We start from the raw sequence: 26,302 nt of genomic DNA, 5'->3' as shown, positions 1-26,302 counted from the left end.
TGAGCCATCAGAACGGTGGCTGTTCACCCGAGTCCCAGAACCACTGCTTCGCGTTCTGGCCGGGTAGGCGGGAGAAGGGGTCGATGTATTCGGCCCGGCCGGGGGACTGAAGTCCTTCGGCGGGACCAGCCGTCGGCTGTGCAGTTTGTGACTGCATGGTCGACGGCTTTTCTTCTGCCGTCTCTGATTTCTTGCGTCGGTTCTTCTTCCTGGGCGGATTCTCTGTGTCAGCAGGGGCAGGTTCCGTCGCAGGGGCAGGTTCCGTCGGACGTGCGGCTCCCGTCGGAGGTGCAGGCCCCGTCGAGGACGCAGCTGTCGGAGGTGCAGGCCCCGTCGAGGACGCAGCTGTTGGAGGTGCAGCTGTCGCAGACGTAGCCGGTGGTGGATCAGTCGTCTGGGGCGGGGGTGTGGTGAAATATTTGAGGAAGAGTCTCGCGTGCTCGACGTTGATCGGATTGTCGGGCGGCATGACTTCGGTGGTGATTCCGTGCCTGAAAATGTATTCGATCCGCCCAGGTTCTGTCATTCTGACTGAGAACTTCCGGTCTGTCTTGGCTTGGTGATGGAGCTTGCACAGATTGTGGAGATTGCCGAATCGAGTGTGGCCGCCGCTCTGTGGACTGTCGTGGTCAAAGGGAATGATGTGATCGACCTCTGTCAGCTCGGCACGACGAGTGCAACCTGGCATGGTGCAGTTCATCCACTGGGCGGCGAGAGACTGTCGAATGCTGTTGGGGATCGTGTAACTGGTTGCCTTTGCATCGAGTGGCGTGCCGGTTGCTGGGTCCGTGAGGATCCTGGTCCATGTTGATGCATATCCGGCGAGCCGGCGCGCCATGTCGGGTGGAAGGGGAGAGCCGTCTGGAAGCATTCCGGCCAGGTCGCATACATCTGTATCGGTCCGCTGCTCACCAGCGGTGTCGACCGAAGAGGACATTGTCGACGCTGTCGCCGTGGCTGCCTCTGTTCCTTCTGCGGCCGTGGTTTCTGCTGCAGTCGTTGCGTCGTCGGAGGTAGCCAGGAACTGGCTGAGGAGTGTGAGCATAGGAACGGTGATCGTCGTCCGCGCCTGGTGGGAGAGCCAATACTCGTGGGTCGGCAAGTCGAGGAGAACCTCGTAGCCGACTTTGCACTTTGATCCGTCAGGTTCGGACGAGGAATCAGTACCGAATTCTGTATCAGGATCGAACCCCGTCGGCCAGAAAGGGGCACCGGGTGCTGGTCGGCTGCTCTTCAGCGCTTCGAGGAACCGTGGGTCGCTCAGCCAGCAGTCGGACGATGTTTGCCCCTGAGTTTCGTTTCCGGCGTCGGCCGGTGCTGAAGCCTCGTCGTCCATCTGGCCGAAGGTCCGCTCGATGTAATCGAGCATAGATTCCTCGGGAGACATGGGGACACCGTCTGGTCCTGCGAACAGACCGTCGATCGGGAAGTCGGTACTCGTCGTCTCGCCAGTTGTGGTGTTGTTGCTGGTGATCCGCAGTTTCAGCTGCGGCCGAGTTCGAGTGAATATGTCGAGCATGAGCGCATCGATGCCGCGATCGTCTTCGAATGACTCCCCAGGGTTCAGCTGGTCGCCGAATGCGGAGGTGTTTCCCTTGTAGACGGAGCGAGCGAATGCTTCGACTCTTCTATAGCAGGCGGTGAGCTCTGGGGCCGGTCCGGTGAGAGTGAGGTAGGCGGTGCCGTCATCACCCGTGCTGATATCGACTCGGCGGCGAACTGCGACCTCCTCAAGGGTCTCCTGTGCTGGTTGAGTCGCCGCGATCTTCAGTGCGAGAGAGCGTTTGAACGTTTCGATTGTGATATCCGCACGCCTGTCGGCTAAATAGTCATCAATGCTCGGCAGGTATCTGAATGCGACGTCCCGGCAACGACGCGTCACGAAGGCAACATGTTCAATGGTGAAATCGCCGTCGGCGCAACGCTGGTGGAACTTCGGAAGCCCGTGCACCAACGTCATCGCAGAGGTGATGTGCTTATAGGCTCCGGACGTAGTTGCGCCGAGCAGTGCCGAGTATTCGCTGATGTCTTCAGCACAAGCGTATTGATGCGTCCATCCGTTGAACGTCGACGTGGGTCTGTATGCAGGGAAATCGGGAAGCGGTTCGGGGTGTTCTTGGGCTTCCCTCCGTTCACGACGCACCCTTCGCCCCGCTCCACGGTCCTTCTTTCTGCTTGACCCGCCAGCGGTATCAGCAGTGCCAGCCGTGCCCGCGTCACCCGAGGTGCCGGCGTCACCCCTGTCGTCCGATTTGGCGCTCGCCGTCGTGCTCTTCGCGGAACGGCTGCGGGGGCGTTTGCGGCTGGTGTGTCGGCGGACGGTCTCCGCGAGCGGCGCGAAGTCGTATGGAATCGTCAGGTCGGGACCCGCGAGGCTAAGGTAATGCGCAACCTCTCGGACGAAGATGCTGCTGGTTGCCTCCAGTGCCGCAAACTGTGCCTGGTCGCTGCAGGCGTAGACGGCCGACAGGTCGCTGAATGGTGAATCTTCATCGATATCAAGGCTGCGGCCGCTGAAGGCTGATGCACTGGAGTCGTCGGAGTGCACGCCGTAGTGAGAGCCGTCGTCGTCCATGTGCTTCATCGCGTCGCCTCCTCTCCACTGCGATGTGGAGTCTGCTGATAGTTTGGCGCCTAGTTTCATTATAACTGATAATAGAACGTAAAGCCATAGAAATTCGAATAATAGACGAACATAGAAAGATAGAAGCATAGATCTAGCGCGTCGGGACGTCACTTTCATATGATTGTGAAGTTTCTTCAGCCAGTACCGGGAGTAAAGTCCTGTTTGTTGTTATATGATCCCATTCGCCACTGACACGAGAAGCTGCGCTACCGACGCTGGAACGGTTGCCACTGGCCCGAGAGTCTGCGCGCCGTCGCGAGAGACTGCGCCACCGATTCGTTAGACTCGATACGTGGCAGCGATCGACAAAGACATTCTCCGTTTGGCACTTCCGGCCCTCGGAGCGCTGATCGCCGAACCCATCTTCTTGCTCTCTGACACGGCCATGGTCGGCCACCTCGGCGCCGGTGCACTGGGATCGCTGGCGATCGCGTCGACGATTCTGCAGACCGTCCTCGGACTGATGATCTTCCTCGCCTATGCCACCACCCCGCGGGTCGCCAGGCGAATGGGTGCCGGAGACCGCTCTGGTGCCATCAACGCGGGCTTCGACGGTATCTGGCTTGCTCTGTGCACCTCGGTGCTGCTGCTGGCGATCGGGCTGCCTCTGCTCAAGCCGGTGATCGCTGCTTTCGAACCCGGCGCCGAGATCGGCGAGGGCGCCTACTCCTATCTCGCCATCTCCTGGTGGGGCCTGCCCTTCATGCTCGTCGTCATCGCCGCCACAGGACTCCTGCGCGGACTGCAGGACACGCGCACACCACTTATCGTGGCTGCGGTCGGATGCATCGCCAACATCGGGTTGAACGCGCTCTTCATCTACGGCCTCGATATGGGAGTTGCCGGCTCCGCGCTGGGCACCGTCATCGCGCAAGCCGGGATGTGTTCGGTCTATGTGGCGATCTCGATCAGGGCGGCACGACGCTTCCACGCCTCTTTTCGGCCTGACTGGTCCGGGGTGCTCTCCTCGGCGAAGACCTCCGGTTGGCTGCTGGTGCGCAATGCATCCCTGCGCGCGGCTCTGATCATCCTCGTCTTCCTCGCCACTGCTATGGGAACGACCGAACTCGCCGCGATCCAAGTCGCACAGAGCATCTTCTTCGCTCTCGCACTTGCCCTCGACTCACTGGCGATTGCCGGTCAGGCCCTGATCGGACTGCAGCTGGGCGCACGGAACGTCGACGCGGTGGCCGCGATCAACCGCAGGCTGTGTCTGTGGGGCATCGTCTTCGGGGTCATCGTCGGTCTCATCCTCTTAGCAGGTGCTGGAATCATCCCGCGGGGCTTCTCTTCGGACCCGGCAGTCGTCGCACTGATGACGAGTCTCCTTCCCGTGCTGGCCCTGAGTATGCCCATCGCCGGCTATGTATTCGTCCTCGACGGAGTCCTCATGGGTGCCGAGGACGCCAGGTATCTGGCTCTGGCACAATTGGTTGCTGTGGGCGGATATGCGATCCTGCTGATTCCGATCGTCCTCTACTGGCCCGGTGCTCTGGGCCTGTGGGCCGCGTTCTGCATCGGCTTCGTCGGCCTCCGGGCGCTGACGTTGGGATGGCGGGTGCGCAATCGCAGTTGGATCGCTCGTGCGGTCGAGAAGGGAACCTCATGAACGAACGTCAGAACCAGGATTCCGCCGAGGCGGCCCGCCGGACCGAACTCAGGTCACGGATCCGTCCGTTGGGTGCAGAGACCCCAGACGAGGCATTCCTCCCTTTCCTCGATCTGTGCTTCAACTGGTCTATGGACAAGCCGAGGATCGACGTCGACGAGCTCCTCGAGCGTGACGATGCGGCCTTCTACTTCAAGGACTGGGGGCGCGAGGGTGACATTGCGGTGGCCGCCTATGCGAAGGACCCGAACGGTGGAGACGTCACCGACGAGCAGACCACCGACGAGCAGACCACCGACGAGCAGACCAGCGAAGACCACCCCGCCGACGGACAAACCGGTGCTGCGGATTCAGAACCGGAGATCATCGGTCTCGCATGGCTGCGTCTGGCCGCGTTCGATGCAGTGATCGAAAAGTCGACCGACACCACCTCCGAGGCGGGTTCGCGCTTCACCGGGTACGGCTGGGTGGCCGGGGACATCCCCGAGCTGTCATTGGCTGTTCTGCCCGATCATCAGTCCCAGGGAATCGGCGGCATGCTCCTCGACGTGGCGTGCACTTTGGCGAAGATGAGTGGTTTCCCGGCCGTCAGTCTGTCCGTCGAGGACGGAAACGGCGCGGCTCGTCTCTACCACGACCGCGGGTTCGTCACGGTCGGGCGCAATGGAGACGCCGATATTCTCGTCCGCCAGCTCAAGTGACTGAGCCGAGGTCAGCAATGACATCAGGAGCCAGGCGAACCAGCCCAGCCAGGCGAACCAGCCCAGCCAACCGAACCAACTCGGCCAACCGAACCGGCTAGGCCAGCTCGGGCAGCTCCTCTTCGAACAGCCACGGCCGGACAACCTCGGCGAGGTCGCGGCCGACGACGCCGGAGATGCACTCGAGGAAATCCGAGGTCTCGACCGAAGAATGACGATGCTTCGTCGTCCACTCGGAGATCGCAGCGAAGAAGTCCTCATCGCCGATCTCGAGTCTCAGCGCGTGCAAGCAGAGTGCACCGCGCTTGTACACACGGTCATCGAACATATCGGGACCGCCCGGGTCGCTGAGTACGAAGTCCTGCGGCTCGTCGGCCAGGGCCTCCCGCCAGGTCTGCGCACACTCGTGCGCGCTGCTGCGGCCCGATGCCTCCGACCACAGCCACTCCGAATAGCAGGCGAAGCCCTCATTGAGCCAGATGTCTGACCAGCGCCGAGGCGTCAGCGAGTTCCCGAACCATTGATGGGCCATCTCATGGGCGACGAGTCGCTCGGCCTCCCACTCCTCGCCAAGATGGTTGGGGCCGAGCACGGACAGAGGCTGTGACTCAAGGGGGATCTCGAGTTCGTCGTCGGTCACGACCACGTCGTAGCGGTCGAAGGGGTAGGGACCAAATCGTTCGATGAACTCGTTCATCATGGAGTGCTGGATCTGCAGACGAGTGGACGCAGCCGTCCAATGCTCGCCGGCGTAGAGGCCCAGGGAGACAGGAGAAGGCTCAGCACCATCCTCGGCGTCGATCTGGGTGTGCCGGTAGCGGCCGATCTGCACCGTGGCCAGATAGGTTGCCAAGGGAGTCTGTGACTCGTAGGTCCATGCCGTGCGGCCGGCCTTGCGAACCTTGTCGACGAGTTCTCCGTTGGACACGACCGTATATTCGTTTTCCGTGAGCACACGGATGCGGTACTTCGACTTGTCCGAGGGGTGGTCGTTGCAGGGGAACCAGGTTGAGGCCCCGACGGGCTGCCCGGCCACGAGGACACCGTCCTCGAGCTCCTCCCAACCCACGTCACCCCAGGTCCCGATCGCGGGCTGCGGGTTTCCGACATAGGAGACGTCGATGCGCACCGGCTGGTTCTTCGGCAGGAGATCTGTCGTCAGGCGCAGCTTCTTGCCCCGCGTGGAGTACCGAACCTTCTTGCCGTTGACGGCGGCCTTCGTGACTCGCAGACCTGTGAGGTCGAGGAGGATCGTCTTCGTCTCCTCCAGCACACGACCTGTCAGGCTCGCCTGTGCGGAGAGGCGGTTGGGCCCGATCCGGTAGTCGAGGTCGAGATCGTAGTGATCGATGGCGAGCTCGGCGCTGCCGACGTTGGGGGTATAGGGATCAAGCATCGTGGTGCCGCCTTGACGTTGTTTCGGGCTCGCTGGATCCGCCCTCAGGAAGTTCTGGTGCATCCACCCAGGGTATGACAGGATTGCCGCTGAAATAGGCGTGGGCCGGCACGAACTCTCCGCGCATGACCAGGGAGGTCGCACCGACCGTGGAATTCGTGCCCAAGCTGGAGGCGGGCAGGATCACGCTGTTTGGCCCCAAGGTCGATCCCTGCTCCAAATCGACGGTGTCCAAGCTCATGACCCTGTCGTGGAAGAGATGGGTCTGGACCACACAGCCGCGGTTGATCGTGGAGTTGTCGCCCAGGCTGACCAGGTCGGCTTCGGGCAGCCAGTAGCTTTCGCACCACACTCCGTGGCCGATCTTCGCTCCCATGGCCCGCAGATACCACACGATGGCGGGAGTTCCCACGGCATTCCGGGCGAACCATGGTGCGGCGATGAGCTCGACGAAGCAGTCCGCGACCTCGTTGCGCCAGATGAACGATGACCACAGGGGATGTTCGCCGGCTCTGATGGGACCGGCGCAGATCCACTTGGCCGCGATGGCGAGCCCCGCCGCCACCGCCCCAGCGGCCATCATCACGATGCCCGAGGTCAGCAGGGCGAGCCCGACAGAGGCCAGGAAAGCCCCGCCATCTCCAGCCGTGCCACCGGTCTCGGCAGCCGCGCCCGTACCAGCTGCAGACGTCCCTGCCCCCGGCAGTCCGAGGAGGAATTCGATTGTGAGGAGGACCGCGGCGACGAGTGCACCGGCGACCATCACCGAGGTGATCCGCAGGGTCTCGAAGAACGCCCGGGCCGATCTGACGCCGAGCTTCGGTGCATAGGTCAGGGCCTCATCGGCATCGACCGCTGCCCTGCGCAGCTGCACAGGGGGAGAGCCGAGCCACGACGAGCCCTTCTTCGCCTTCGCCGGGGCCGCCGACAGCACGGCAACCAGTGCGTTCTTGGGCACTCGCCGTCCAGGGGAAGCGATGCCCGAGTTGCCGAGGAAGGCGCGCTTGCCGACCTTCGCCTTGCCGGCTCGCATCCACCCGTGACCGAGTTCGTAACTGGCCACCATGGTGTCATCGGCCAGGAACGCACCCGCGGCGATGGTCGTCATCTTGGGGACGAACACCACCGTTGAGATCTCGGTGCCCGGCCCCACCTTCGCTCCGAGCAGTCGCAGCCACCACGGGGTGAGCATCGAGGCATAGAGAGGGAAGAGGAGATCACGGGCCAAGTCGAGGAGGCGCTCCGTGGCCCAGACACGGTAGCCGTGAGCAGAACGGACCGGGAACTCTCCCTCCTCCATTCCGATGGCCAGCAGCCGCACCGACACGAGGATGAACAGGGCCGTGCAGACGAACCAGATGCAGGCGATGAGAGGGGACCAGGCGAGAACGAGCAACGGAGACTCGACGACGCCGATGCCTGAGACCGCAATCATCAGTGCAATGCCCGGTACGGCAGCCAGATAGGGCAGAGCCGCGTTGAGCTGAGAGCCCACAGCATAGAGGAGGAAGGGCAGCCGACGGCGAGGCGGTGGAGCGGGCCAGCTCTTCTTGGCCTTGCCGATCCGGACAGCAGGGGAACCGGAGTAGATCTGGTTCCGGCGCACCTTGCCGGTCACAGCCGATCCGGCTTCGACCAGTGCGCCTTCACCGATTCGGGTGCCCGGCATCAGTGTGGAGCGAGCTCCGACCGTCACGTTGGCACCCACGTCGATCGTGCCGATGCGCAGCAGGTCACCGTCGACCCACCATCCCTTGAGATCGACCTCCGGCTCGATCGCGGCGCCCTCGCCCACGGTCAGCAAACCGGTCACCGGGGGAGCCGAGTGCAGATCGGCATCGGAGCCGATCCGGTTGCCAAGGAGCTTGGCGTACCAGGTCACCCAGGGGGCGCTGGCTACCGAGACGGCCGCTGCGAGATCGGCGATGTGCTCGGCCAGCCACAGGCGCTTATGCACCCACCCCGACCGCGGATAGTCACCCGGACGAATACCGAGCATGAGTGCGCGCGCGGCACCGGCGGAGATGAGCATACGGCCCCACGCGGTGACGAAGACGAGGAATAGGGTGATGACCACAGGCCAGGGGGTGACAGGGAGATCCGCGCCGAGGCTGCTGCCGAGATTCGCGAGCACCATCGCAATGACGACCCACCTGATCCCGCCGAGGATGTGGACCGGTACCGCGAGCAGAGTCTGGAAGGCCTGCATCCCCCGTGACGTCCGAGTGATCGTCCGCTTCGGGCGACCGGCGCCCGCCGCGGCTCCGTCGTCGGCGCGGCACAGGTTCGCGAGTGCGCCGAAGCGCGGGTGGGCATAGATGTCGCCGACGGTGACGCTGGGATGCTGGGTCCTCAGTCGGGAGACCATCTGCGCAGCTGCCAGTGAGCCGCCGCCAGAGGTGAAGAAGTCGCTGTCCGATCCCGGCCGTGATCCGAGCACTGCCGACCACTGTTCGGCGATCCACTCGACCTCGGGCTCGAAGGTCTCGGAGCTGTCCTCGGTCTCGGCGCCATCGCCCATCGGCCACGGCAGTGCGTTGCGATCGACCTTGCCGGAGGTCTTCGTCGGAAGTTCGTCGATGAGCGTCAGCCGCGGCACAAGAGCCGCAGGCAGCTCGGCTCGCAGCGCCTGTTCCCATTCGGAGATGCGGTCCTCGGGCTTCGCTGTACTCGACGCGATGTAGCCGACGAGGATGTCCGAGCCCGCCGGAGTCTGCTTCACTGCGGCCGCAGCACCTTCGACATCGGGCAGGGCCTGGAGAGCGGCGTCGATCTCACCGAGCTCGATGCGACGGCCGGCGAGCTTGATCTGCTCATCGGCTCGGCCGACGAAGATCAGTCCCTCGGGGTCGCTGATGACGAGGTCGCCCGAACGGTAGGCCCGGTCCCAGCCGAGGGTCGGCATCGGAGCGTACTTCTCGGCGTCCTTGGCCGGGTCCAGGTAGCGGGCCAGACCGATCCCGCCGATGATGAGCTCACCGGTCTGGCCGTCAGCGACCGGGATGCCTGCCGCATCGACGACGGCCAGGGACCAGCCGTCCAGGGGCAGTCCGATCCGAACAGGCTCGGAGCCATCGAGTTGTGCCCCGCAGGCCACCACGGTCGCCTCGGTGGGGCCATAGGTGTTCCAGACTTCGCGGCTCTCATCGCTGAGCCTGCGTCCGAGTTCGGGCGGACATGCCTCACCGCCGAAGATGAGGAGACGCACGGCATCGAGACTGTCGGCGGGCCACAGCGCTGCGAGGGTGGGAACGGTCGAGACGACGGTGATGCCACGTGAGGACAGCCACGGCCCCAGGTCCATTCCGGACTTCACAAGGGCACGGGGTGCCGGGACCAGACAGGAGCCGTGTCGCCAGGCCAGCCACATCTCCTCACAGCTGGCGTCGAAGGCTACGGACAGACCGGCCAGCACTCGATCTCCAGGCCCCAGCGGCTCCTCCTGACAGAACATCGCCGCCTCGGCGTCGACGAATGCGGCCGCACTGCGGTGGGAGACTGCCACGCCCTTCGGCTTGCCCGTCGATCCGGAGGTGAAGATGACCCAGCAGTCATCGTCGGGGGTCGGGCGACGCAGCTGCGAACGTGCGAGCGGACCCCGATCGGTTCGCGACTCGATCGCTCGGTCGGCGGTGATGACGCCTGTGACAGCCGCCTCGGTGAAGACTGTGTGCGCACGCTCATCGGGATCGTCGACGTCGACGGGAACGTATGCAGCGCCGAGCATCATCGTGGCCAGGATGGAGACGTAGAGATCGGCGGAGCCCGACGGCACTCGGATGCCGACCTTGTCTCCCGGCCCGATGCCGACAGCGGCCAATTCGAGAGCGAGATCACGGATCTCGAGGATCAATTCGGAATAGCTGAGGACGCCGCGCCCGTCATCGATTGCGGGCTGATCACCGTGTGCGCCTGCAACCTCGAGGAGGACGTCGATGAGTGTGCGGTCCTCGCGTGGTCGCGAAGCAGCGGGGAATTGAGCCGAATGTATGGTCACAGGACTTCCGGGTCGGGGCTGAAGGTGGACGACGGCGTGCGTGCCGCCAGTCACCGACCAAGACTATATATCGGCAAGGTGTCTCGAATGTGAACAGAGCGGTGATGACATCTCAGACAGTGAGCTTCTTCACTATGGTGCAGGCTCTTCATTATCCTTAATCCACCTGCACTATTTTCAATGATGAGGAGAACGCCAATGGTCACAGTCTTCAAGAACGCCAAGGTCTTCGACGGAACCAGGTTCCTACCGGGGCTGCGAGACATCGTCGTCGACGGGGGAGCGATCTCCTCGGTCACCGAGGGCGGACAGGGCTCGCACGATGCCGGTGACACCTATGTCGACTGTGCAGGCAAGACGATCATTCCCGGCGTCATCGACTGCCACGTGCACCTGATGAGCACGGGGGCCAGCAACTCCTCGTCATTCCATGATCCGTTCTCGCTGCAGTTCTACAACTCCGTCGACAATATGGAGAAGACGCTCAAGGGCGGAGTGACCACCGTGCGCGATGCCGGTGGCACCGACCTCGGCGCGAAGGTCGCCGTCGAGACGGGCATCGTTCGTGGGCCACGGATGTCGATTGCGGTGAACATCATGTCCCAGACAGGCGGGCATGGTGACTTCCACCTGGTCTCGGGTGCCGATTCGCCATTCTTAGCCCCACACCCTGGCCGTCCCTCGGGCGTGGCCGATGGTCTCGAAGGAGTCCAGCGCAAGACCCGTGAGCTGCTGCGAGCCGGAGCCGATCACATCAAGATCTGCTCGACAGGAGGCGTGCTCTCGCCGCGTGATGATCCCCGGCACTCCCAGTTCACCGAGGCGGAGATCGCAGTCATCGTCGCCGAGGCGGCTGCCCAGGGCGCGCACGTCATGTCCCATGCGCAGGGCGCACCGGGAATCAAGAATGCTGTCCGCGCGGGAGTGCGCTCCATCGAACACGGCATCTACCTTGATGACGAAGCCATCGATCTCATGCTCGAAAACGGCACCTTCCTGGTTCCGACCCTGCAGGCACCGCAGGCAGTGATCAAGGCCGCCGAGGCCGGATCGGCTCTGCCCCAGTCCGTGGTCGACAAGGCCCACTCGGTGATCGAGGCGCACCAGGAGTCGATCACGAGAGCCTACGAGGCGGGGGTGACGATCGCGATGGGCACCGATGCCGGTGTCGGCCCGCACGGTGAGAACCTCGAAGAGATCAGCCTCCTCGCCGGCGTCGGCCTCTCCACCAGTGAGGCACTGGCAGCAGGGACCTCCGTCGCGGCCGAACTGCTGGGCCACGACAACGTCGGCCGGATCGCTGAGGGGGCGCTCGCCGACCTCGTGGTCGTCGACGGTGACCTCAGCACCGAGGACGTCAGGGGGATCGAGTCGCGAGTGAGCTCAGTGCATTTGGGTGGCGACCTCATCTGAGGAGCCCGGCCGAACGCCTGAGCACGACAGCGGGAGAGTACGCCAGGTGAGGGAAGACTAACCTCACCTGGCGTACAATCGTGGCGTGAGCAATCGAAACCATCTGTGCAGTGCCGGTGCCAGTGCCGACAGCGGGGGCCCAGACGCAGCAGGCTGCAGGGACGACGATTCACGATGAACCCGCTGAACTGGTCGTTTCCCATCGCCGTGACGTGGCTCATCCTGTTCGGCATCATCCTGGCCCGCGCGGGAGGAACCTTCCTCCTGGGGCGGTTGGCGCGCAAGGGCATTCGAAAGATCGAACGCATCGACACGATCATGACCGGTCCGAAGTACCGCAGAGCCGAAGCGATGATCGAGCGTTTCGGGGCACCGGTGATCGCCGTGAGCTTCCTCATGATCGGGGTCCAGACCGTGCTCAATCTGGCGGCTGGAACCAGCGGCATGAGCTATCGCCGCTATGTTCCCGCTCTCGTCGTCGGCGGGTCCCTGTGGGCCCTGATCTATTCGACTGTCGGCCTCATCGGCTTCAAGGCCCTGGCCACGGCCTACCAAGCGGAGCCCGGACTGACCATCGGGCTCGGCGCCGTCTTCGTCCTGGCCATCCTCGGCCTGTTCATCGGGCTGAAGAAGAAGGACGAGCAGACCGAGCCCGCCGCCCAGGGCACGGCCTGACCGGTCCTGCCCGGAACCACCTCGGCGTGACCGGTCCTCCCTGGGACAGTCCTCCCTGGGACAGCCTCGGCGGAATCAGTCGCGTGGACGCACCGTGAGCTCTTCGGTCATGTCCTCCAGCTCGATTCCCTTCGTCTCGGGAACCTTCCACCAGACGAAGAAGAACGAGAGTATCGCGAAGAAGGCGTAGAAGCCGTAGGCGAAGGTCAGGCTGATATCGGAGAAGATCGGGAACGTCGTCGAAATGGCGAAGTTCGCGATCCACTGGGCCGCAGCAGCCACAGCCAGGGCACCGGCACGGATCCGGTTGGGGAACATCTCGCCCAGGAGCACCCAGACCAGAGGGCCCCACGTGGCACCGAATCCGACAACGAACACATTCGCTGAGATCAGCGCGATGATCGACCACGGTGCATCCAACTGGGCGCTGGTGGTGCCATCGGCGGCGGTGGCGAGCTCGGCGAACGAGAATGATACCGCCATCATCGCCAGGGAGATGCCCATCAGGAACGAACCGGCCAACAGCATCTTCCGACGTCCGACCTTGTCGACGAGGAGAATCGCCACGATCGTCACGACGATGTTCGTCACCGAGGTGATGACTGAGGTCAGAAGGGCGCTGGATTCGTCGAATCCGACCGACTTCCACAACGTCGTCGAGTAGTAGAAGATGACGTTGATGCCGACGAACTGCTGGAACACGGACAGCAGGATTCCGATCCAGACGATCGGCTTGAGGCCGAACCGTCTGCCGATGAGGTCCTTGAAGGACTCTTTGTCCTCCCGTCGGATCGAGTCGCGGATCCGTTCGATGAGGGAATCTGTGTCGGTGACCCCTGTGAAGACACGCAGAACTCGAGCGGCCTCGTTCTCTCTGCCACGGGCCACAAGGAACCGCGGAGATTCCGGAAGCCCCAATGCCATGAGTCCGTAGACCAGAGCGGGGAGTGCCTCGACCATGAACATCCAGCGCCAGGTCTCGATTCCGAACCACAGTGGATCGGCGGCTCCTCCGGACAGTGAGGCCAGAAGCGCATTCGACAGGAGTGCCGCGAAGATCCCGGTCACGATCGCCAGCTGCTGCAGCGAACCGAGGCGACCACGCACCCGGGCGGGGGACACCTCGGCGATATAGGCAGGAGCGATGACGGAGGCAGCGCCCACGCCGAGTCCGCCGATCATGCGCCAGATGATGAGATCCGTGACGCCGAAGGCCAGGCCCGAGCCGATGGCAGAGAGGAGGAACAGGACCGCCGCGACGACCATGACGGGGAGTCTGCCGTAGCGATTGGCCACAGAACCGGCGAACCAGGCTCCGAGTGCGCACGCCAGCAGCGCCGAGGAGACGGCGAAGCCCTTCAGTCCGGCGCTGAGGGCGAACTCCTCTGCCAGGGCGTCGACGGCTCCGTTGATGACAGCTGTGTCGAAGCCGAAGAGGAATCCGCCCAGCGCGGCGGCCAGTGAGATTCCGACGATCCGGGAATTCACACGTTCTCGACCGTGCAGTCTGCCATCGGGGGATGGTGCGTTCTGAGACAAGCGAGTCTCCTCCTGAGGATGACATTCGGCACGCGGCGCGAATGGGACGTCGATGAGCTGCACCCCAGGGTATGCCACCGAGATGGTGTTGAGCACGCGAGTGTCCGTGAAGTGGGCCACTGCGGGGAATGGACCCGGATGTCAGTAGAGTGGTGCCACGCCATCGTCGACGAGCTCGGTGGAACTCGTCATCACCATCATGAGAAAGGGACCGCCGGATGGCTGTTGCCTGGTGGAGTATCCTCCCGTTCATTCTGCTGTTGGGCTGCATCGCAGTCCTGCCGCTCATCCCGGCCACCGAGAAGATCTGGGACCGCAATCTCGTCAAACTCTCAGTGGCCTTGGTCCTCGGCGTGCCGATCGCTGTGTGGTTCGTCATCGGCGGAGCCGGTTCCACCGTTTCCCACGCCTTGGTGGAGTACGTCCAATTCATCGTTCTGATCGGCAGCCTGTTCGTTGCCTCAGGGGGCATCTTCCTCGTCGGCGATATCAGGGCAACACCGAAGAACAACACGATCTTCTTGGCGATCGGCGGAGTGCTGGCATCGTTCATCGGCACCACAGGAGCGGCGATGCTCCTCATCCGGCCGATCCTCAACACCAACCAGGACCGCAGGCACCGTACCCACACAGTCGTCTACACGATCTTCATCGTGGCCAACTGCGGTGGGCTTCTGACCCCTCTGGGCGATCCGCCGCTGTTCCTCGGAATGCTGCGCGGGGTTCCCTTCGAGTGGACCTTCGGGCTGTGGCCGTACTGGCTGTTCGTCAATTCGCTGCTCCTGGTCAGCTTCTACGCACTCGATCGCAGAATGTATGCGAAGGAGCCCGCCGAGGCGCTGGCGAAGGATGCGGAGTACGTCACCAAGCTGGGGCTGCGAGGGGCGAGCGGACTCGCCTTCCTCGCTGTCATCATCATCGCCGTCGCCTTCATCCCCTCGATCGACATGCATGCGGTCGAATCCGGGCACGCGAGCCTGTCGCAGTACGTTCCCTGGCGCGAGGTCGTGATGCTCACAGCCGCAATCGCATCGTTCCTCTTCGGAGACCGAGGCGCCCGCTTCAACCTCAACAAATTCACATGGACCCCGATTCTGGAAGTCGGAGCACTGTTCATCGGCATCTTCCTCACGATGATGCCAGCGCTGGCCTACCTTGGTCAGATCGCGCATCGGATACCGCTCAATGAGATCTCTCTGTTCGTCTTCACCGGTGGCCTCTCCTCGGTGCTCGACAATGCTCCGACATATGTGACCTTCTTCGAAATGGCCTCTCAGGTGCAGGGGGAGCCCCGGGTGGCTGGTGTTGCAGAGACTCTGCTGATCGCGGTGTCCCTGGGCGCAGTCATGGGTGGGGCGATCACCTACATCGGCAATGGGCCGAACTTCATGGTGAAATCCGTTGCGGACTCGGCGAACGTGGCCATGCCGAGTTTCGGAGGCTATGTCGGGTGGTCGATGTCCCACCTGGTCCCGATCCTGGCGGCAATGGTGCTGCTGTTCATGACCGATGGCATGTGGTGGAAGCTCCTCGGGATCCTGCTGACTCTGCTCGTGCTCGGGCGGGCCGGGCTGAATGTGCGAGCAGGCCGACGTGAAGCGAAGGAAGGACCGGCCTCGTTCGACCGGGCGAGCGAGTCCGGCGAATGAGCCATCGGCCCAGCTCCGGAGCCCGTGCGATAGCCGGCGTCGGTCTCTACTTCGGCTGCAACGGCCTCATGTTCGCGGCACTGCTGCCGTGGTACCCGCTGTTGGTCGAGCGGCTGGGACTGAGTTCCTGGGAGTTCGGGCTCGTCGTCGCTTCCTTCGCCCTCGGCGCCATCGCCTCCTCTGTCGTCCCGGCGCACCTCATCTCACGGTTCGGAGCCAACGCTGTCGTCGTGGGAGGCACTCTTCTCCTGGGACTCTCCGCGGCCGCCACAGCGTGGTCCGTCAATGGCTGGATGATGGCCGCCTGTCTGTTCTTCGTCGGCTTCTTCGATGCCATTGTTGATGTGGCGCAGAACGTCGTCGGCATCGGGGTGCAGGAGAGTCTGTCGCGCGTCATTCTCTCGTCGATGCACGCGCTGTGGAGTCTCGGAGGTCTTGCCAGCGGTGCAGCTGCCACCATTGCTGCAGGCAACGGCGTGGACATGAGGGTCCATCTGGCCCTGATCGCGGTGGTGACTTTCATCGTGATCATGTCGGCCCGCAGGCTGATCGGAGACGTTGGCCAGAGCAGACGGCGGGCAGGAACGGGCGTTGACGCTGAGGCCGCAGCCGATGTCAGCGAGCCTTCCAACGGTGCTCGACCAAGTTCGAAGCGTGCGGTTCTGCTGGTGGCGCTGCCGCTGGCCGTGGTCGCAATCTGCGGAACGGCTGTGGAGGACATTGCGAACAACTGGTCCGCGATTGCGGCAGTCGAGTTCAGCGGGGTGCCTGCCGCCACCGCCGGAATCGCCTTCAGTGTGGTCATCGGCAGTCAGTGTCTGGGCCGCTTCAGCGGGGACTTCCTGGTCCAGCGCTTCGGCTCCAGCCGGATCGCTCGCCTCGGGGGAGGCCTCATCGCCCTCGGCGGGATCGGTGTCGTCACTGCCATCGAGCCGGTTCAGCTGTTGGTCGGACTGACACTCATGGGGTACGGATCGGCGACTCTGGTTCCAGGAGCGCTCGGAGCCGCTGCTCACATTCCAGGTGTGGGCAGAGCCGGAGGAGTGACGCTGGTCAACTGGATCATGAGGGTCGGATTCCTGGCCACCAGCCCGCTGGTGGGAATCATCGCCAGCCTCGGCACGCTCCGCTGGGGTCTGTCCGTGCTGATCGTCATCGGCGCGGTCACAATGATCTTCGCCGGTCGGCTCGGAGGAGCGCAGGAGCAGGCGGAACGATGACGTGAGCCAAGCTGACGTGAGACATGCAGTGAACGATGTCGTGAGACATGCACCCGAATGTGCGCGCGATGTCGTGAGACTTGGCCGGGTCAGAAATGAGCTTGACTGGGTCAGAAAAGAGATTGACCGGGTCAGAAAAGAGAAATGTGCCGCGACATCGAGTGAACGATGTCGCGACACATCACACCGGTCGGGCTAGCGGGATTTGAACCCACGACCTCTTCACCCCCAGTGAAGCGCGCTACCAAGCTGCGCTATAGCCCGTTTCCGTGATGCTTCGGAAAGCAACGAGACCCACCCTATAACGATCCCCGGCCAAGTGCCAAAACCGCGTTTCGTGACCTCGAAAAAACGGGTATCATCCCAGGTAGTCACGTGAGAAGCGGGTGCGAGCCTGGGCTGGTCCCGAGGATCGGTAACATTTCTGTTTCGTGATTGTTATGAAATCACCTCAGGCGGCTATGCTTGGAGGACCAACAAGCTAAGAGGAGTCGACATGGCAAACCTGGATTATCCAGTGTCCTTGCGATACTCACGCGACCACGAATGGGTCGAGACCACGGACAACAGTGCAGTTGTGCGGGTGGGTATCACCGATTTTGCCCAGGAACAGCTGGGTGACGTCGTGTATGTCGATCTTCCTGATGTCGGCGATAAGACCACTGCTGGAGAATCCTGTGGTGAGGTTGAGAGCACGAAGAGCGTGTCCGATCTCGTCGCACCCGTGTCCGGTTCGGTCACGGAAGTCAACGAAGGACTCGACGACGCTCCCGAGACCGTGAATTCATCCCCGTTCCAGGACGGCTGGATGTATCTCGTCGAACTCAGTGATCCAGAGCAGGTCGACGCGCTGTTGGACAGCGAGCAGTACCAAGAGCTCATTAAGAGCGAGGAGGCGTAATGTCGCAGAATAACGATCAAGGTCGTCCCAACCCCTCGCAGACCTGGTATGACAACGGTCAAGTGCCGCAATCGAAGAAGTTTCCGTTCGGCGCCGGCAATGGTGATGAGAGCACGGACCCCGAAACACGCCACAACCCGCTGGTCGACCCATATGGTCAGAACGGCGGCGGCAGCCAGGGCAACGTCCAGAACTATGCCCAGTCGCAGCCACAGGGCGGACCGACTCCGCAGGAGACACCTCCCTACGGCCAGCAGCCCGTGAACAACGGATCGCAGGCGCCGCAGTACGGCAATGCTCCGCAGCAGAACAGTGCTCAGCAGCCCGGCTACGGTCAGTATGGTGTGCCGCAGAACCAGGGGCAGCAGGGCCAGTACAACAACGGTCAGCAGCCTTCGTATCAGCAGGGTCAGCAGCCTCCATATCAGCAGCCGCAGTACCAGCAGGATCAGGGGCAGTATCCTCCTCAGGGCAATCAGCCCCAGGGCGGTGGCTATATTCCACAGGATCCCAATGGTCAGGGCGGTCAGCCGCAGTACGGCAATCAGCCGCAATCCGGCAGCCAGGGCCAGAACCCGTACAACGGGAATGGTCAGGGCCAGCAGTACGGCAACGACCGGCCGGGCTCCAACGATTCCGGCAGCCAGCAGTTCCATGGAATTCTGGATCCGCATACCGGCGAGATCCACCCTGTGCCCGACCTTGAAGGTCTGCAGGACACAGATGCGCTGCTCGTCGTCGTCTCGGGCCCGGACTCGGGTTCGCAGATTCTGCTCGACACTGATGTGGTGACAGTGGGGCGCAGCCCGAACGCGGACATCTTCCTTGACGATGTCACAGTCTCGCGCAAGCACGCCGAGTTCATTCGGACTCCAAGCGGATTCACGCTTCGCGACACCGGGTCGCTCAACGGGACCTATGTGGGTCGTCAGCTGATCGATTCAATTGAACTGCAGAACGGAGCCGATGTGCAGATCGGCAAGTTCCGGATGATTTTCCAGCAGCGTCCGCGCTCCTGACCGGGGGATAATGTCAAACATCGAAGTTGAGGTTGTTGGTGTTCGCATCGAAATGCCAGCCAACCAGCCGATCCTGTTGCTCAAAGCAACCGAACCGGCCTACTACCTGCCCATCTGGGTCGGAGCCATCGAAGCAAATGCACTCTCGATCGCGCAGCGGGGACTGACCCCGCCGCGACCGATGGCACATGCGCTTCTGCTCGACACGCTCGAAGCATATGAAGCATCATTGGCCGACGTGACAATCACCGGCCGCGACGGGCAGATCTTCCTGGCCGAACTTCATACGAACGATGGAAAGTCGATTTCGGCACGACCCTCCGACGCGGTGACGCTGGCTCTCACGGCACAGTGTCCCGTCTACGTCAATTCAGAACTTCTCGAAGAATCCGGAATCGAAGCACCAGCGGCTGACGAAGAGGAAGTGGCCCAGTTCCGGGACTTCCTCGACAACGTCTCGGCCGAGGACTTCGAGACCGGTACCGAAACATCATGAAAGAACGATTGTGAGCCTCCATATCGATCCGGTATTCGCCAACAGGGACAGCGCCCCAGCGGGCACGAACGATCTCAGCGGTCTTGACGACTGGCGTGAGATGAATCCGCAGCAGCAGCCGACCTATCTCGATGGCCAGGCCCTCGACGATTCGCTGACCAGCCTGCGCAGCTCTCCTCCGCTGGTCTTCGCGGGCGAGGCCGATGTCCTCAAACAGCGCATTGCAGCTGCTTCTCGCGGCGAGGCCTTCGTCCTTGCCGGTGGTGACTGCGCCGAGTCCTTCGCCGGCGCTCAAGCTGACAAGATCCGCGCCCGAGTGCAGACCGTGCTGCAGATGGCGGCGGTGCTCACCTACGGCGGTTCGATGCCGGTCGTCAAGATCGGTCGCATGGCCGGCCAGTTCGCCAAACCCCGGTCCGCGGATACGGAGACGCGGGACGGCGTCACGCTTCCCTCGTACCGCGGCGACATCGTCAACGGCTATGAGTTCACCGAGGAATCACGCCGTCACGATCCGGCGAGACTGCTGCAGGGATACCATGTCTCCGCTTCCACGCTCAATCTCATCCGAGCCTTCACCCAGGGTGGTTTCGCAGACCTGCGACTCGTCCACGAGTGGAATCGCGGATTCCTGACATCGAACCCCGGCTACCAACGCTATGAGCAGACTGCGCGCGAGATCGATCGTGCGATCCGCTTCATGGACGCGTGCGGAGCTGACTTCGATGCGTTGAGGACCACCGAATTCTACGCCGCTCATGAGGCTCTCCTGCTCGAATACGAACGTGCACTGACGCGGATCGACTCACGGACAGGCGAGGCCTACGACGTGTCCGGACATTTCCTGTGGATCGGCGAACGCACCCGTGACATCGACGGAGCCCACGTGGACTTCCTGTCGAAGGTCCGCAATCCGATCGGCGTCAAGCTCGGTCCGACGGCCACCGCAGACGAAGCGCTGGCGTTGGCTGAGAAGCTCGACCCGGATGCCGAGCCCGGCCGACTGACCTTCGTGACTCGCATGGGCGCAGGGAAGATCACCGAGGCTCTGCCGAAGCTGCTTGCCGGAGTCGGTGACCGCCTGCCGCACGTGACCTGGGTCTGCGATCCGATGCACGGCAACACCATCACCTCGAATACCGGGTACAAGACCCGCCGGTTCGAAGATGTCATGGCCGAGGTCGAAGGATTCTTCAGCGCCCATCAGGACGCCGGGACCATTCCGGGCGGACTGCACATCGAACTCACCGGTGACGACGTCACAGAGATCATGGGCGGAGCGACCGAGATCGACGACGAGGGTCTGCGCCGTCGCTATGAGACACTCGTCGATCCTCGCCTCAATCACGACCAGTCACTTGAGATGGCCTTCCAGGTCGCGGAGTACCTGACTCGTCGCAACTGATGTGAGTGTCGGCTGACAGACGTCGACTCGTCTTCTCAGATACCAGAGAAGCAGGTGGCCGTGCGAACGAATCGCACGGCCACCTGTTATTTCATTCGGCTTCAGAGAAAGACCCGCTGTGGGGAAGGGTCCCTGATCGATGTGATCAGTCTTTCTTCTTCTTGTCTTCGTCCTTCTTGCTGTCCTTGTCGTCGTCCTTCTTCTTCTCGTCCTTCTTGTCGTCCTTGGACTCTTCCTTCTTCTCCTTGCCCTTGGAGACGCGGACAATGATGAGAGAGTCATAGGGCTTCGCCTCAGAGCTCTTGGGCCACTGTGAGACCACTTTGCCCTTGGGGATGTCGTCGGAGAAGACCTCGTCCTTGCCCACACGGAATCCGCGTTTGGCCAAGGTCGCATATGCGGCATCGAAGGTCAGGCCCTCGACATTGGGCACGGGGGTCGGCTTGACTCCCTTGGACACAACGAGATCGACCTCGGTGCCCTTGGACAGGTCCTCGCCCTGCTTCTTCGACGCTGAGATGACATCGTCGTTGTCGACCGAGTCACTGTACTCTTCGTCCACCTTGCCGAGCTTCAACTCGGCCTTCTTCAGCGCGGCCTCAGCTTCGTCGGAGCTGAGCCCCTTGAGCTTGGGGACGGGGAACATCTCTTCGCCCTTGGACACGACGACCGTGACGGTCGAGTCCGGGGCAAGTTCGGATCCGCCGACCGGGTCTGTGCCGATGACGACACCAGCTGGGACGCTGTCGTCGAAGACTTCCTTCGGCTGAGCGTCGAGACCGGTGTCCTCGATCTGCGAGGTCACCTTGTCAAGGTCCTTGCCCGCCAGCTGGGCCGGCACGATCGAGGTGGGCGCGGGAAGGTTTGCGATGACCAGCCAGGCCACAAGGGCGAGCACGAGCAACGCAGCCCCGACGGTTGCCGCCAGTCGTCGTCTGCGTCGACGGGTTGGTGCTGAAGTCGCCGAGGCTGTGGCTGCTGCCGCCGCGACTGCGGTCTTGTCGTCGGCCTTGTCTTCGCCGTGCTCGGGTTCGTTCTCGTCACCGTGATCGGTGTTGTCCTGGGAGACACCGTCGGGGGAGGTCGCCGCATCGTCTGCCTTCGAGGCGGCAGCGGCACCAGCGGCACCGACACCAGCGGCACCGATGCCTGCGGCACCAGCCGCTGCGGCTGTCCCCGCCGCACCAGACTCTTCGTCGGTGTCAGTATCGGCGTGCTCCGCCTCGGCGTTCTCGTTGTCTTCGTCGTTCTCGAGGTAGGGGATCTCGTCGGTGCGCGATCGCTTCTCTTTCGGAGCTTCAGCTCCGAGATCGATGCTCGCTGTCAGCTTGGGGGAGTGCTCACCCGGTACGACATTGGGGTCGCCGAGGTCGAGTTCGCTCTCGCTCATCTCGGATCGGGCCTCGGCGAGGGCATGACGGAACTGCGCGGCGTCATCGGGACGGTCGGCGGGATCCTTTGACGTCGCCCACAGCACCAGGGCGTCAAGGCGCGGACTCAGTCCGGTGACCTGGTCTGACGGAGGCGGTACGGAATCGTGTACGTGGCGGTATGCGACCTGGATGGGGACTTCATCCGTATAGGGCTGCATCCCGGTGAGCATCTCGTAGAACATGATGCCGACCGTGTAGAGGTCGGTGCGGATATCGGCGCCAGTCCGCGTGACGAGCTCAGGCGCCACATATCCGACAGTGCCGATCAGGGTCTTGGTCGTCGTCGCGGTGGTGACGGCGCGCGCCAAACCGAAGTCCGCGAGCTTGACCTGACCATCGGTGCCGAGGAGGACATTGTCGGGTTTGAGATCGCGATGGATGATTCCCGTGGAATGGACTGCTTCGAGTGCGGCGAGGATCGCATCGAGGACGACGATCGCCTGACGCGGAGTGAAGGTGCCCCGGTGCTTGAGCTCGCGGCGCAGAGTCACCGACGGCAGGTACTCCATCACAAGATAGACCGTGTCGCCGTCGCGGGCCTGGTCATGGATGGCCACGAGATTCGGGTGGGTCAGCCGTCCGGCGTTGATGGCCTCGCGTCGGAACCGTTCGACGAAGGTGTCGTCGCTGATGAGGTGGTCATGCATGACCTTGATCGCGATCTCACGGTCAAGGCGCAGATCCGTGCCGCGGTAGACCATCGCCATTCCACCGCGCGCGATCTTCGCGTCGATGCTGTAGCGGTCATTGAGAATTGTGCCGATGAGCGGATCCGTACGGGCACTCATAGCGCCTCCTGCATTCGCTGTCGCTGCATTTGAACGGCGCGGACGAAGGCCTTCGTCTCGGGCAGCAATCCCTCGGATCTCACGGAGCGAAGATCCTGATAGTAGCCCGCCAGTGCCTCGTTCTCCGATTCTGCAGTTTCGATCAGCCATCCCAAGATGACTGTTCCCGCAACGATGTTGTCGCCGAGATCAAGGAGATCGAGACTGCGGCCGACGATGTCGCTGGCCCACCTGCCCGATCGAGGAGTGACCTGCATGATGCCGATGGCATTCCCCGCCGAGACAGTGGTGTGCTGGAAACCTGATTCCTGCGCGGCAACGGCCTGCATGAGTGCCGGGTCGGCTCCGAGCTCCTCGGCGATTGAGGCAACGATGAATCGGGCCTGGGCCGGTGCCGGGTGAGTTCTCTGCAGGAGTGTGAATTTGTTCAGTCGTGCGGCTGCGAGCACATTGGGTCTGATGCCCTCGACCTGAGCGCTCGTGGCGACGCGCGGAATATCGGTCGGTGGCTGGGGCGGTGTGCGATGCCGTCGAGCCGTCGAATCTCTGAGCAGCAGCAGCTCGCCGACCTGGAGGAACGAGTCGTCGCCCATCGAATTCGCACGGCGCAGGCTGCCGGGCGACATCTGATGCCTGGCGGCGATTCCGGGCAGAGTCTCGCCCGGTGCGACGACATGCGAAGGGTCGGTATCGGGCAGGTCGTTCTTCTCAGGCAGGGACAGCACCTGACCCTGATGGAGATTCTGCCGCGGCGAGATGCGATTGAGCTCAGCCAGAGCGGGCACGGAAACGCCATGTTTGCTGGCGACTCCGTACAGAGTGTCACCGTCTCTGGTTTTGTAGGTGCGACCGCCGTGCGTCACCGGAATGGTCTCACCGTTGGTTCCAGACGTCCATTGCGGCCCCGGCGCAGCCTGCGATGATGACGCTGGGGAGTTGGTCGGTGTGCCGGGGGAGCTCTCATGGTCGTCGGCACGGGAGGAGGCCGCCTCGGCGAAGTCGAGGTCAGCGTTGTCGTGATCCGTGGGGATGGGGTCGGTGAGTCCCGGGATGGGGCCGGTGGAATTCACCTTTGAAGCAGCACGGATGTCAGGAGCGGCGGTAACGGGCACCTGAGGATTCCGTCGCATACGTGTCATCTGTCACCTGTTGACTTCATATCGGATGGGGAAGTTTCACACTCCAGACTATCGAGTGCCCGGGCTGCACCCGAGCATTCGACTCCGCATGGCGGGGTGTTTCTCTCAAATATTGCTAGGCTTGAGGATGTGAATACGGAAGAACTCGTCCAGGATTGGGCCACATTGCCAGATATCGCCGAGTCGACGGGTCTTGGCATCATGCAGGTGCGCAGGCTCCTGGAGGACGGTGCGATCTGCGGCTATAAGCACGGGACACCCAAAGTGATGCAGGTGCCGACGGCGTTCTTCGTCGACGGCTCGGTGCTGACCCCGTTGAAGGGCACTCTGAGCACATTGCGGGACGCGGGCTTCGACGATCGTGAGTCCATCCACTGGCTGTTCACCCCGGATGATTCTCTGCCCGGGCGTCCCATCGATCTGCTGCGGGCCGGCAATCGCAAAGAGGTCAGACGGCGGGCCCAGGCCCTGGCCTTCTGATCCCTCAGCCTTCTCGTCGTTCAGCAGGGTCTCTCAGCTCGTCCGATAGCTGAGAGACTCGGCGAACCCCTCGAGCTGCCTTTGGGCAGCGGCGCCGATCGTTGTCCGTGTTGTGTCAGCGTGGGCACCTTTATCCGCCCATTCGCGGACCACGGACAGTGCTTCGTCATACTTGGTCCGAATGAAGGATTCGACCGCGTCGAGGCCGCCGGATTCGGTGAGCATCTCCACGCACTCGTCGACCTCGTCATCTGAGAGATTCGGGTTTCCCAGACGCTCTGCCATGACCTGAACCTGCTCCGGGCGAAGGTTCTTCATGCTCTCGGCGATGAGTACGGTGCGTTTGCCCTCACGGATGTCATCGCCGGCCGGTTTCCCGGTGGCAACGGGATCGCCGAAGATGCCGAGCACATCGTCGCGAAGCTGGAATGCCTGCCCGAGCGGGAGTCCGAACTTGGAGATCTCTGCGAGCTGTTCCTCGTCGGCACCGCCCAGGGCCGCACCGAGAAGGAGCGGCTGTTCGACCGAATACTTCGCGGACTTGTAGCTGAGAACCTCCCAGGCCCTGTCGCCGATGCGTTCGTCCTCAAGCGGGACCACCTCGGCCAGGACGTCGAGGTACTGCCCGACCATCACGTCCCTGCGGAGCGTGGCACGCAGATCTCGTGCCAAGGGCGTAATGCCCAGGACGGTCTGGGATTTCTCGAAGAGCTCTTCGCTGAGGGCAAGGCAGATGTCTCCGATGACGATGGCTGCCGCGATTCCGAAGGGCTCGGCTCCGCCTTGGTAGCTGCGTCCGGCGTGATAGGACTCGAATTGGCGATGCAGTGCCGGCTTGCCGCGACGCGTATCGGAATGATCGATGACGTCGTCATGGATGAGAGCGGCCGCATGGAGAAGTTCGAGCGAACCGGCGGCCTCGGCGACACCGCCGGTCATGCTGTCCCTTGCAGGATCGTCTCCGGCTGCCAGCTGGTAGCCCCACCACAGCAGGACCGGACGGATCATCTTCCCGCCCCGTGTGAAGTCGAGGAGCGCCTGCCCGATGTCGTGCGCATCGGGTGAGATCGTGAGGAACTCGGCCGCCTTCGATTCGAGGAACCCTTCGATTCCCGTCGATACCTCGGCGGCAATGGATTCGGGGGACTTGAGGGCTTCGATGGTGCTCTTCCGGCCGGACGCCTCTGGTGTCTGCGCGGTCTCCGCCTCAACTGCAGACGGAGAGTCGGCACCCATCATGGAACGATGTTCCCGCCGACTGTCACGATCGAATTCGGCTTCTTTGAAGGGTCCTTGGCGATTGTGACGACGAGCAGACCTTCATTGTCCTTGTGTCGGAAGTTCACGACCTGGGCACTCTTCGTCTTGATCTCGTCGCCATACGTTTCGAATCCGGCCTTCTTCAGTGCCTTGGAGTAGAACGTGAAGATGTCCTTGGGTTCGGCCTTGGCGCTCATGACCAGGCTGACCTCTTCGAGCTTTCCTGAATCGGCTCCGTTCTCGGCCTTCGCACGGGCGCTCGACAGCACAGTCGAGTCCGGGTAGGGCTTGAGGTATTTCGGGAGATCTTCGACGTCGGTGGAGGCAGCCTCGGAATCCTTGCTCGGCTGTTCGCTGCTCGCGGCCTCCGAACCTTCGGGCGTCGAGGCTGCGGACGAAGACTGCGTCTTCTCCGGAGTGGGTGATCCTTCTGCCGCCTCGTTGGCCGGTCCCGAACATCCTGCGAGGACGAGAGCAGCGGCGAGGGGCAATGTCATGACAGTGGCGCGCGTTACCATGACTACAGACTACCCGGACTCGGCGACGGGAGCCGAAA

General features: G+C 62.8%; 19 protein-coding genes and 1 tRNA gene. 11 read left to right on the top strand and 9 right to left on the bottom strand.

The window, feature by feature from the left end:
* Positions 1-7 precede the first annotated feature (7 nt).
* The gene (locus JFC13_RS07405; protein ID WP_232488293.1) at positions 8-2,584 is read right to left on the bottom strand and encodes an HNH endonuclease signature motif containing protein; all 2,577 of its coding nucleotides are present in this window, start codon (positions 2,582-2,584) and stop codon (positions 8-10) included.
* Positions 2,585-2,918: 334 nt separating this feature from the next.
* Here JFC13_RS07405 and JFC13_RS07400 point away from each other — a divergent pair, with 334 nt between their 5' ends.
* Both JFC13_RS07400 and JFC13_RS07395 read left to right on the top strand, forming a co-directional pair.
* Positions 2,919-4,235 (top strand): MATE family efflux transporter, encoded by a 1,317-nt coding sequence (locus JFC13_RS07400; protein WP_198396430.1) that lies wholly within the window; start codon positions 2,919-2,921, stop codon positions 4,233-4,235.
* Complete coding sequence (locus tag JFC13_RS07395) at positions 4,232-4,936, top strand: GNAT family N-acetyltransferase (protein ID WP_198396429.1); 705 nt, start codon at positions 4,232-4,234, stop codon at positions 4,934-4,936. The genes JFC13_RS07400 and JFC13_RS07395 overlap by 4 nt, the downstream gene beginning before the upstream one ends.
* Positions 4,937-5,033: 97 nt before the next feature.
* Here JFC13_RS07395 and JFC13_RS07390 read toward each other — a convergent pair whose 3' ends face one another.
* Both JFC13_RS07390 and JFC13_RS07385 read right to left on the bottom strand, forming a co-directional pair.
* Positions 5,034-6,332 carry a M1 family metallopeptidase gene (locus JFC13_RS07390; protein WP_198396428.1) on the bottom strand — a complete coding sequence of 433 codons (1,299 nt, stop codon included), beginning with the start codon at positions 6,330-6,332 and terminating at the stop codon, positions 5,034-5,036.
* Positions 6,325-10,329, bottom strand: a complete 4,005-nt coding sequence (locus JFC13_RS07385; RefSeq protein WP_198396427.1) for a non-ribosomal peptide synthetase — start codon at positions 10,327-10,329, stop codon at positions 6,325-6,327. Before JFC13_RS07385 ends, JFC13_RS07390 begins: the two co-directional genes overlap by 8 nt.
* 198 nt (positions 10,330-10,527) lie before the next feature.
* Here JFC13_RS07385 and JFC13_RS07380 point away from each other — a divergent pair, with 198 nt between their 5' ends.
* Positions 10,528-11,742, top strand: a complete 1,215-nt coding sequence (locus JFC13_RS07380; protein ID WP_198396426.1) for a metal-dependent hydrolase family protein — start codon at positions 10,528-10,530, stop codon at positions 11,740-11,742.
* 174 nt (positions 11,743-11,916) lie between these two features.
* Positions 11,917-12,417, top strand: coding sequence for a DedA family protein (locus JFC13_RS07375; RefSeq protein WP_198396425.1), 501 nt, complete (start codon positions 11,917-11,919; stop codon positions 12,415-12,417).
* A 75-nt stretch (positions 12,418-12,492) separates the two neighbouring features.
* On the opposite strand, the gene JFC13_RS07370 is transcribed toward JFC13_RS07375, so the two are convergent.
* The gene (locus JFC13_RS07370; RefSeq protein ID WP_198396495.1) at positions 12,493-13,893 is read right to left on the bottom strand and encodes a sugar porter family MFS transporter; all 1,401 of its coding nucleotides are present in this window, start codon (positions 13,891-13,893) and stop codon (positions 12,493-12,495) included.
* A gap of 281 nt (positions 13,894-14,174) precedes the next feature.
* On the opposite strand from JFC13_RS07370, the gene JFC13_RS07365 reads away from it, so the two are divergent.
* On the top strand, positions 14,175-15,605 hold the full coding sequence (locus tag JFC13_RS07365) for a sodium:proton antiporter (protein WP_198396424.1): 1,431 nt from the start codon (positions 14,175-14,177) through the stop codon (positions 15,603-15,605).
* The gene (locus JFC13_RS07360) at positions 15,602-16,825 is read left to right on the top strand and encodes an MFS transporter (RefSeq protein ID WP_198396423.1); all 1,224 of its coding nucleotides are present in this window, start codon (positions 15,602-15,604) and stop codon (positions 16,823-16,825) included. Before JFC13_RS07365 ends, JFC13_RS07360 begins: the two co-directional genes overlap by 4 nt.
* A gap of 190 nt (positions 16,826-17,015) precedes the next feature.
* On the opposite strand, the gene JFC13_RS07355 is transcribed toward JFC13_RS07360, so the two are convergent.
* A tRNA-Pro gene (locus tag JFC13_RS07355) sits at positions 17,016-17,089 on the bottom strand.
* Between the two features lie 232 nt (positions 17,090-17,321).
* Here JFC13_RS07355 and gcvH point away from each other — a divergent pair.
* The 4 genes from gcvH to JFC13_RS07335 are packed head-to-tail and all read left to right on the top strand — an operon-like array spanning position 17,322 to position 20,646.
* Positions 17,322-17,726, top strand: coding sequence for a glycine cleavage system protein GcvH (gene gcvH / locus JFC13_RS07350; protein WP_198396422.1), 405 nt, complete (start codon positions 17,322-17,324; stop codon positions 17,724-17,726).
* Entirely contained in the window at positions 17,726-18,745 is a 1,020-nt protein-coding gene (locus JFC13_RS19995) for an FHA domain-containing protein (protein WP_408610729.1), read from the top strand. Before gcvH ends, JFC13_RS19995 begins: the two co-directional genes overlap by 1 nt.
* Positions 18,746-18,797: 52 nt before the next feature.
* A complete protein-coding gene (locus JFC13_RS07340) occupies positions 18,798-19,241 on the top strand; it encodes a bifunctional nuclease family protein (RefSeq protein ID WP_232488291.1) in 444 nt (147 codons plus the stop codon).
* 10 nt (positions 19,242-19,251) lie between these two features.
* Positions 19,252-20,646 (top strand): class II 3-deoxy-7-phosphoheptulonate synthase, encoded by a 1,395-nt coding sequence (locus tag JFC13_RS07335; protein WP_198396420.1) that lies wholly within the window; start codon positions 19,252-19,254, stop codon positions 20,644-20,646.
* A gap of 145 nt (positions 20,647-20,791) precedes the next feature.
* On the opposite strand, the gene JFC13_RS07330 is transcribed toward JFC13_RS07335, so the two are convergent.
* Both JFC13_RS07330 and JFC13_RS07325 read right to left on the bottom strand, forming a co-directional pair.
* On the bottom strand, positions 20,792-22,867 hold the full coding sequence (locus JFC13_RS07330; protein ID WP_198396419.1) for a protein kinase domain-containing protein: 2,076 nt from the start codon (positions 22,865-22,867) through the stop codon (positions 20,792-20,794).
* Positions 22,864-24,006, bottom strand: coding sequence for a lytic transglycosylase (locus tag JFC13_RS07325; protein ID WP_232488290.1), 1,143 nt, complete (start codon positions 24,004-24,006; stop codon positions 22,864-22,866). Before JFC13_RS07325 ends, JFC13_RS07330 begins: the two co-directional genes overlap by 4 nt.
* Before the next feature lie 129 nt (positions 24,007-24,135).
* Here JFC13_RS07325 and JFC13_RS07320 point away from each other — a divergent pair, with 129 nt between their 5' ends.
* Positions 24,136-24,486, top strand: a complete 351-nt coding sequence (locus tag JFC13_RS07320; protein ID WP_198396418.1) for an Rv2175c family DNA-binding protein — start codon at positions 24,136-24,138, stop codon at positions 24,484-24,486.
* Positions 24,487-24,519: 33 nt separating this feature from the next.
* Here JFC13_RS07320 and JFC13_RS07315 read toward each other — a convergent pair whose 3' ends face one another.
* Positions 24,520-25,725 (bottom strand): polyprenyl synthetase family protein, encoded by a 1,206-nt coding sequence (locus JFC13_RS07315; RefSeq protein WP_198396417.1) that lies wholly within the window; start codon positions 25,723-25,725, stop codon positions 24,520-24,522.
* On the bottom strand, positions 25,722-26,264 hold the full coding sequence (locus JFC13_RS07310; RefSeq protein ID WP_232488289.1) for a hypothetical protein: 543 nt from the start codon (positions 26,262-26,264) through the stop codon (positions 25,722-25,724). Before JFC13_RS07310 ends, JFC13_RS07315 begins: the two co-directional genes overlap by 4 nt.
* Positions 26,265-26,302: the final 38 nt, after the last annotated feature.

Origin of the sequence: Brevibacterium antiquum (assembly GCF_016107655.1) — a bacterium.
GTDB classification, from domain to species: Bacteria; Actinomycetota; Actinomycetes; order Actinomycetales; family Brevibacteriaceae; genus Brevibacterium; species Brevibacterium antiquum.
This window is presented reverse-complemented; position numbering and strand designations above follow the sequence as displayed.

What these genes read in the sequence shown, in the direction of transcription:
- JFC13_RS07390 (WP_198396428.1), bottom strand. Translation starts at nt 6,332, where the DNA reads ATGCTTGATCCCTATACCCCCAACGTCGGCAGCGCCGAGCTCGCCATC.
- JFC13_RS07375 (WP_198396425.1), top strand. Translation starts at nt 11,917, where the DNA reads ATGAACCCGCTGAACTGGTCGTTTCCCATCGCCGTGACGTGGCTCATC.
- gcvH (WP_198396422.1), top strand. Translation starts at nt 17,322, where the DNA reads ATGGCAAACCTGGATTATCCAGTGTCCTTGCGATACTCACGCGACCAC.
- JFC13_RS07360 (WP_198396423.1), top strand. Translation starts at nt 15,602, where the DNA reads ATGAGCCATCGGCCCAGCTCCGGAGCCCGTGCGATAGCCGGCGTCGGT.
- JFC13_RS07365 (WP_198396424.1), top strand. Translation starts at nt 14,175, where the DNA reads ATGGCTGTTGCCTGGTGGAGTATCCTCCCGTTCATTCTGCTGTTGGGC.
- JFC13_RS07310 (WP_232488289.1), bottom strand. Translation starts at nt 26,264, where the DNA reads ATGGTAACGCGCGCCACTGTCATGACATTGCCCCTCGCCGCTGCTCTC.
- JFC13_RS07315 (WP_198396417.1), bottom strand. Translation starts at nt 25,725, where the DNA reads ATGATGGGTGCCGACTCTCCGTCTGCAGTTGAGGCGGAGACCGCGCAG.
- JFC13_RS07405 (WP_232488293.1), bottom strand. Translation starts at nt 2,584, where the DNA reads ATGAAGCACATGGACGACGACGGCTCTCACTACGGCGTGCACTCCGAC.
- JFC13_RS07380 (WP_198396426.1), top strand. Translation starts at nt 10,528, where the DNA reads ATGGTCACAGTCTTCAAGAACGCCAAGGTCTTCGACGGAACCAGGTTC.
- JFC13_RS19995 (WP_408610729.1), top strand. Translation starts at nt 17,726, where the DNA reads ATGTCGCAGAATAACGATCAAGGTCGTCCCAACCCCTCGCAGACCTGG.
- JFC13_RS07395 (WP_198396429.1), top strand. Translation starts at nt 4,232, where the DNA reads ATGAACGAACGTCAGAACCAGGATTCCGCCGAGGCGGCCCGCCGGACC.
- JFC13_RS07340 (WP_232488291.1), top strand. Translation starts at nt 18,798, where the DNA reads ATGCCAGCCAACCAGCCGATCCTGTTGCTCAAAGCAACCGAACCGGCC.
- JFC13_RS07330 (WP_198396419.1), bottom strand. Translation starts at nt 22,867, where the DNA reads ATGAGTGCCCGTACGGATCCGCTCATCGGCACAATTCTCAATGACCGC.
- JFC13_RS07325 (WP_232488290.1), bottom strand. Translation starts at nt 24,006, where the DNA reads ATGACACGTATGCGACGGAATCCTCAGGTGCCCGTTACCGCCGCTCCT.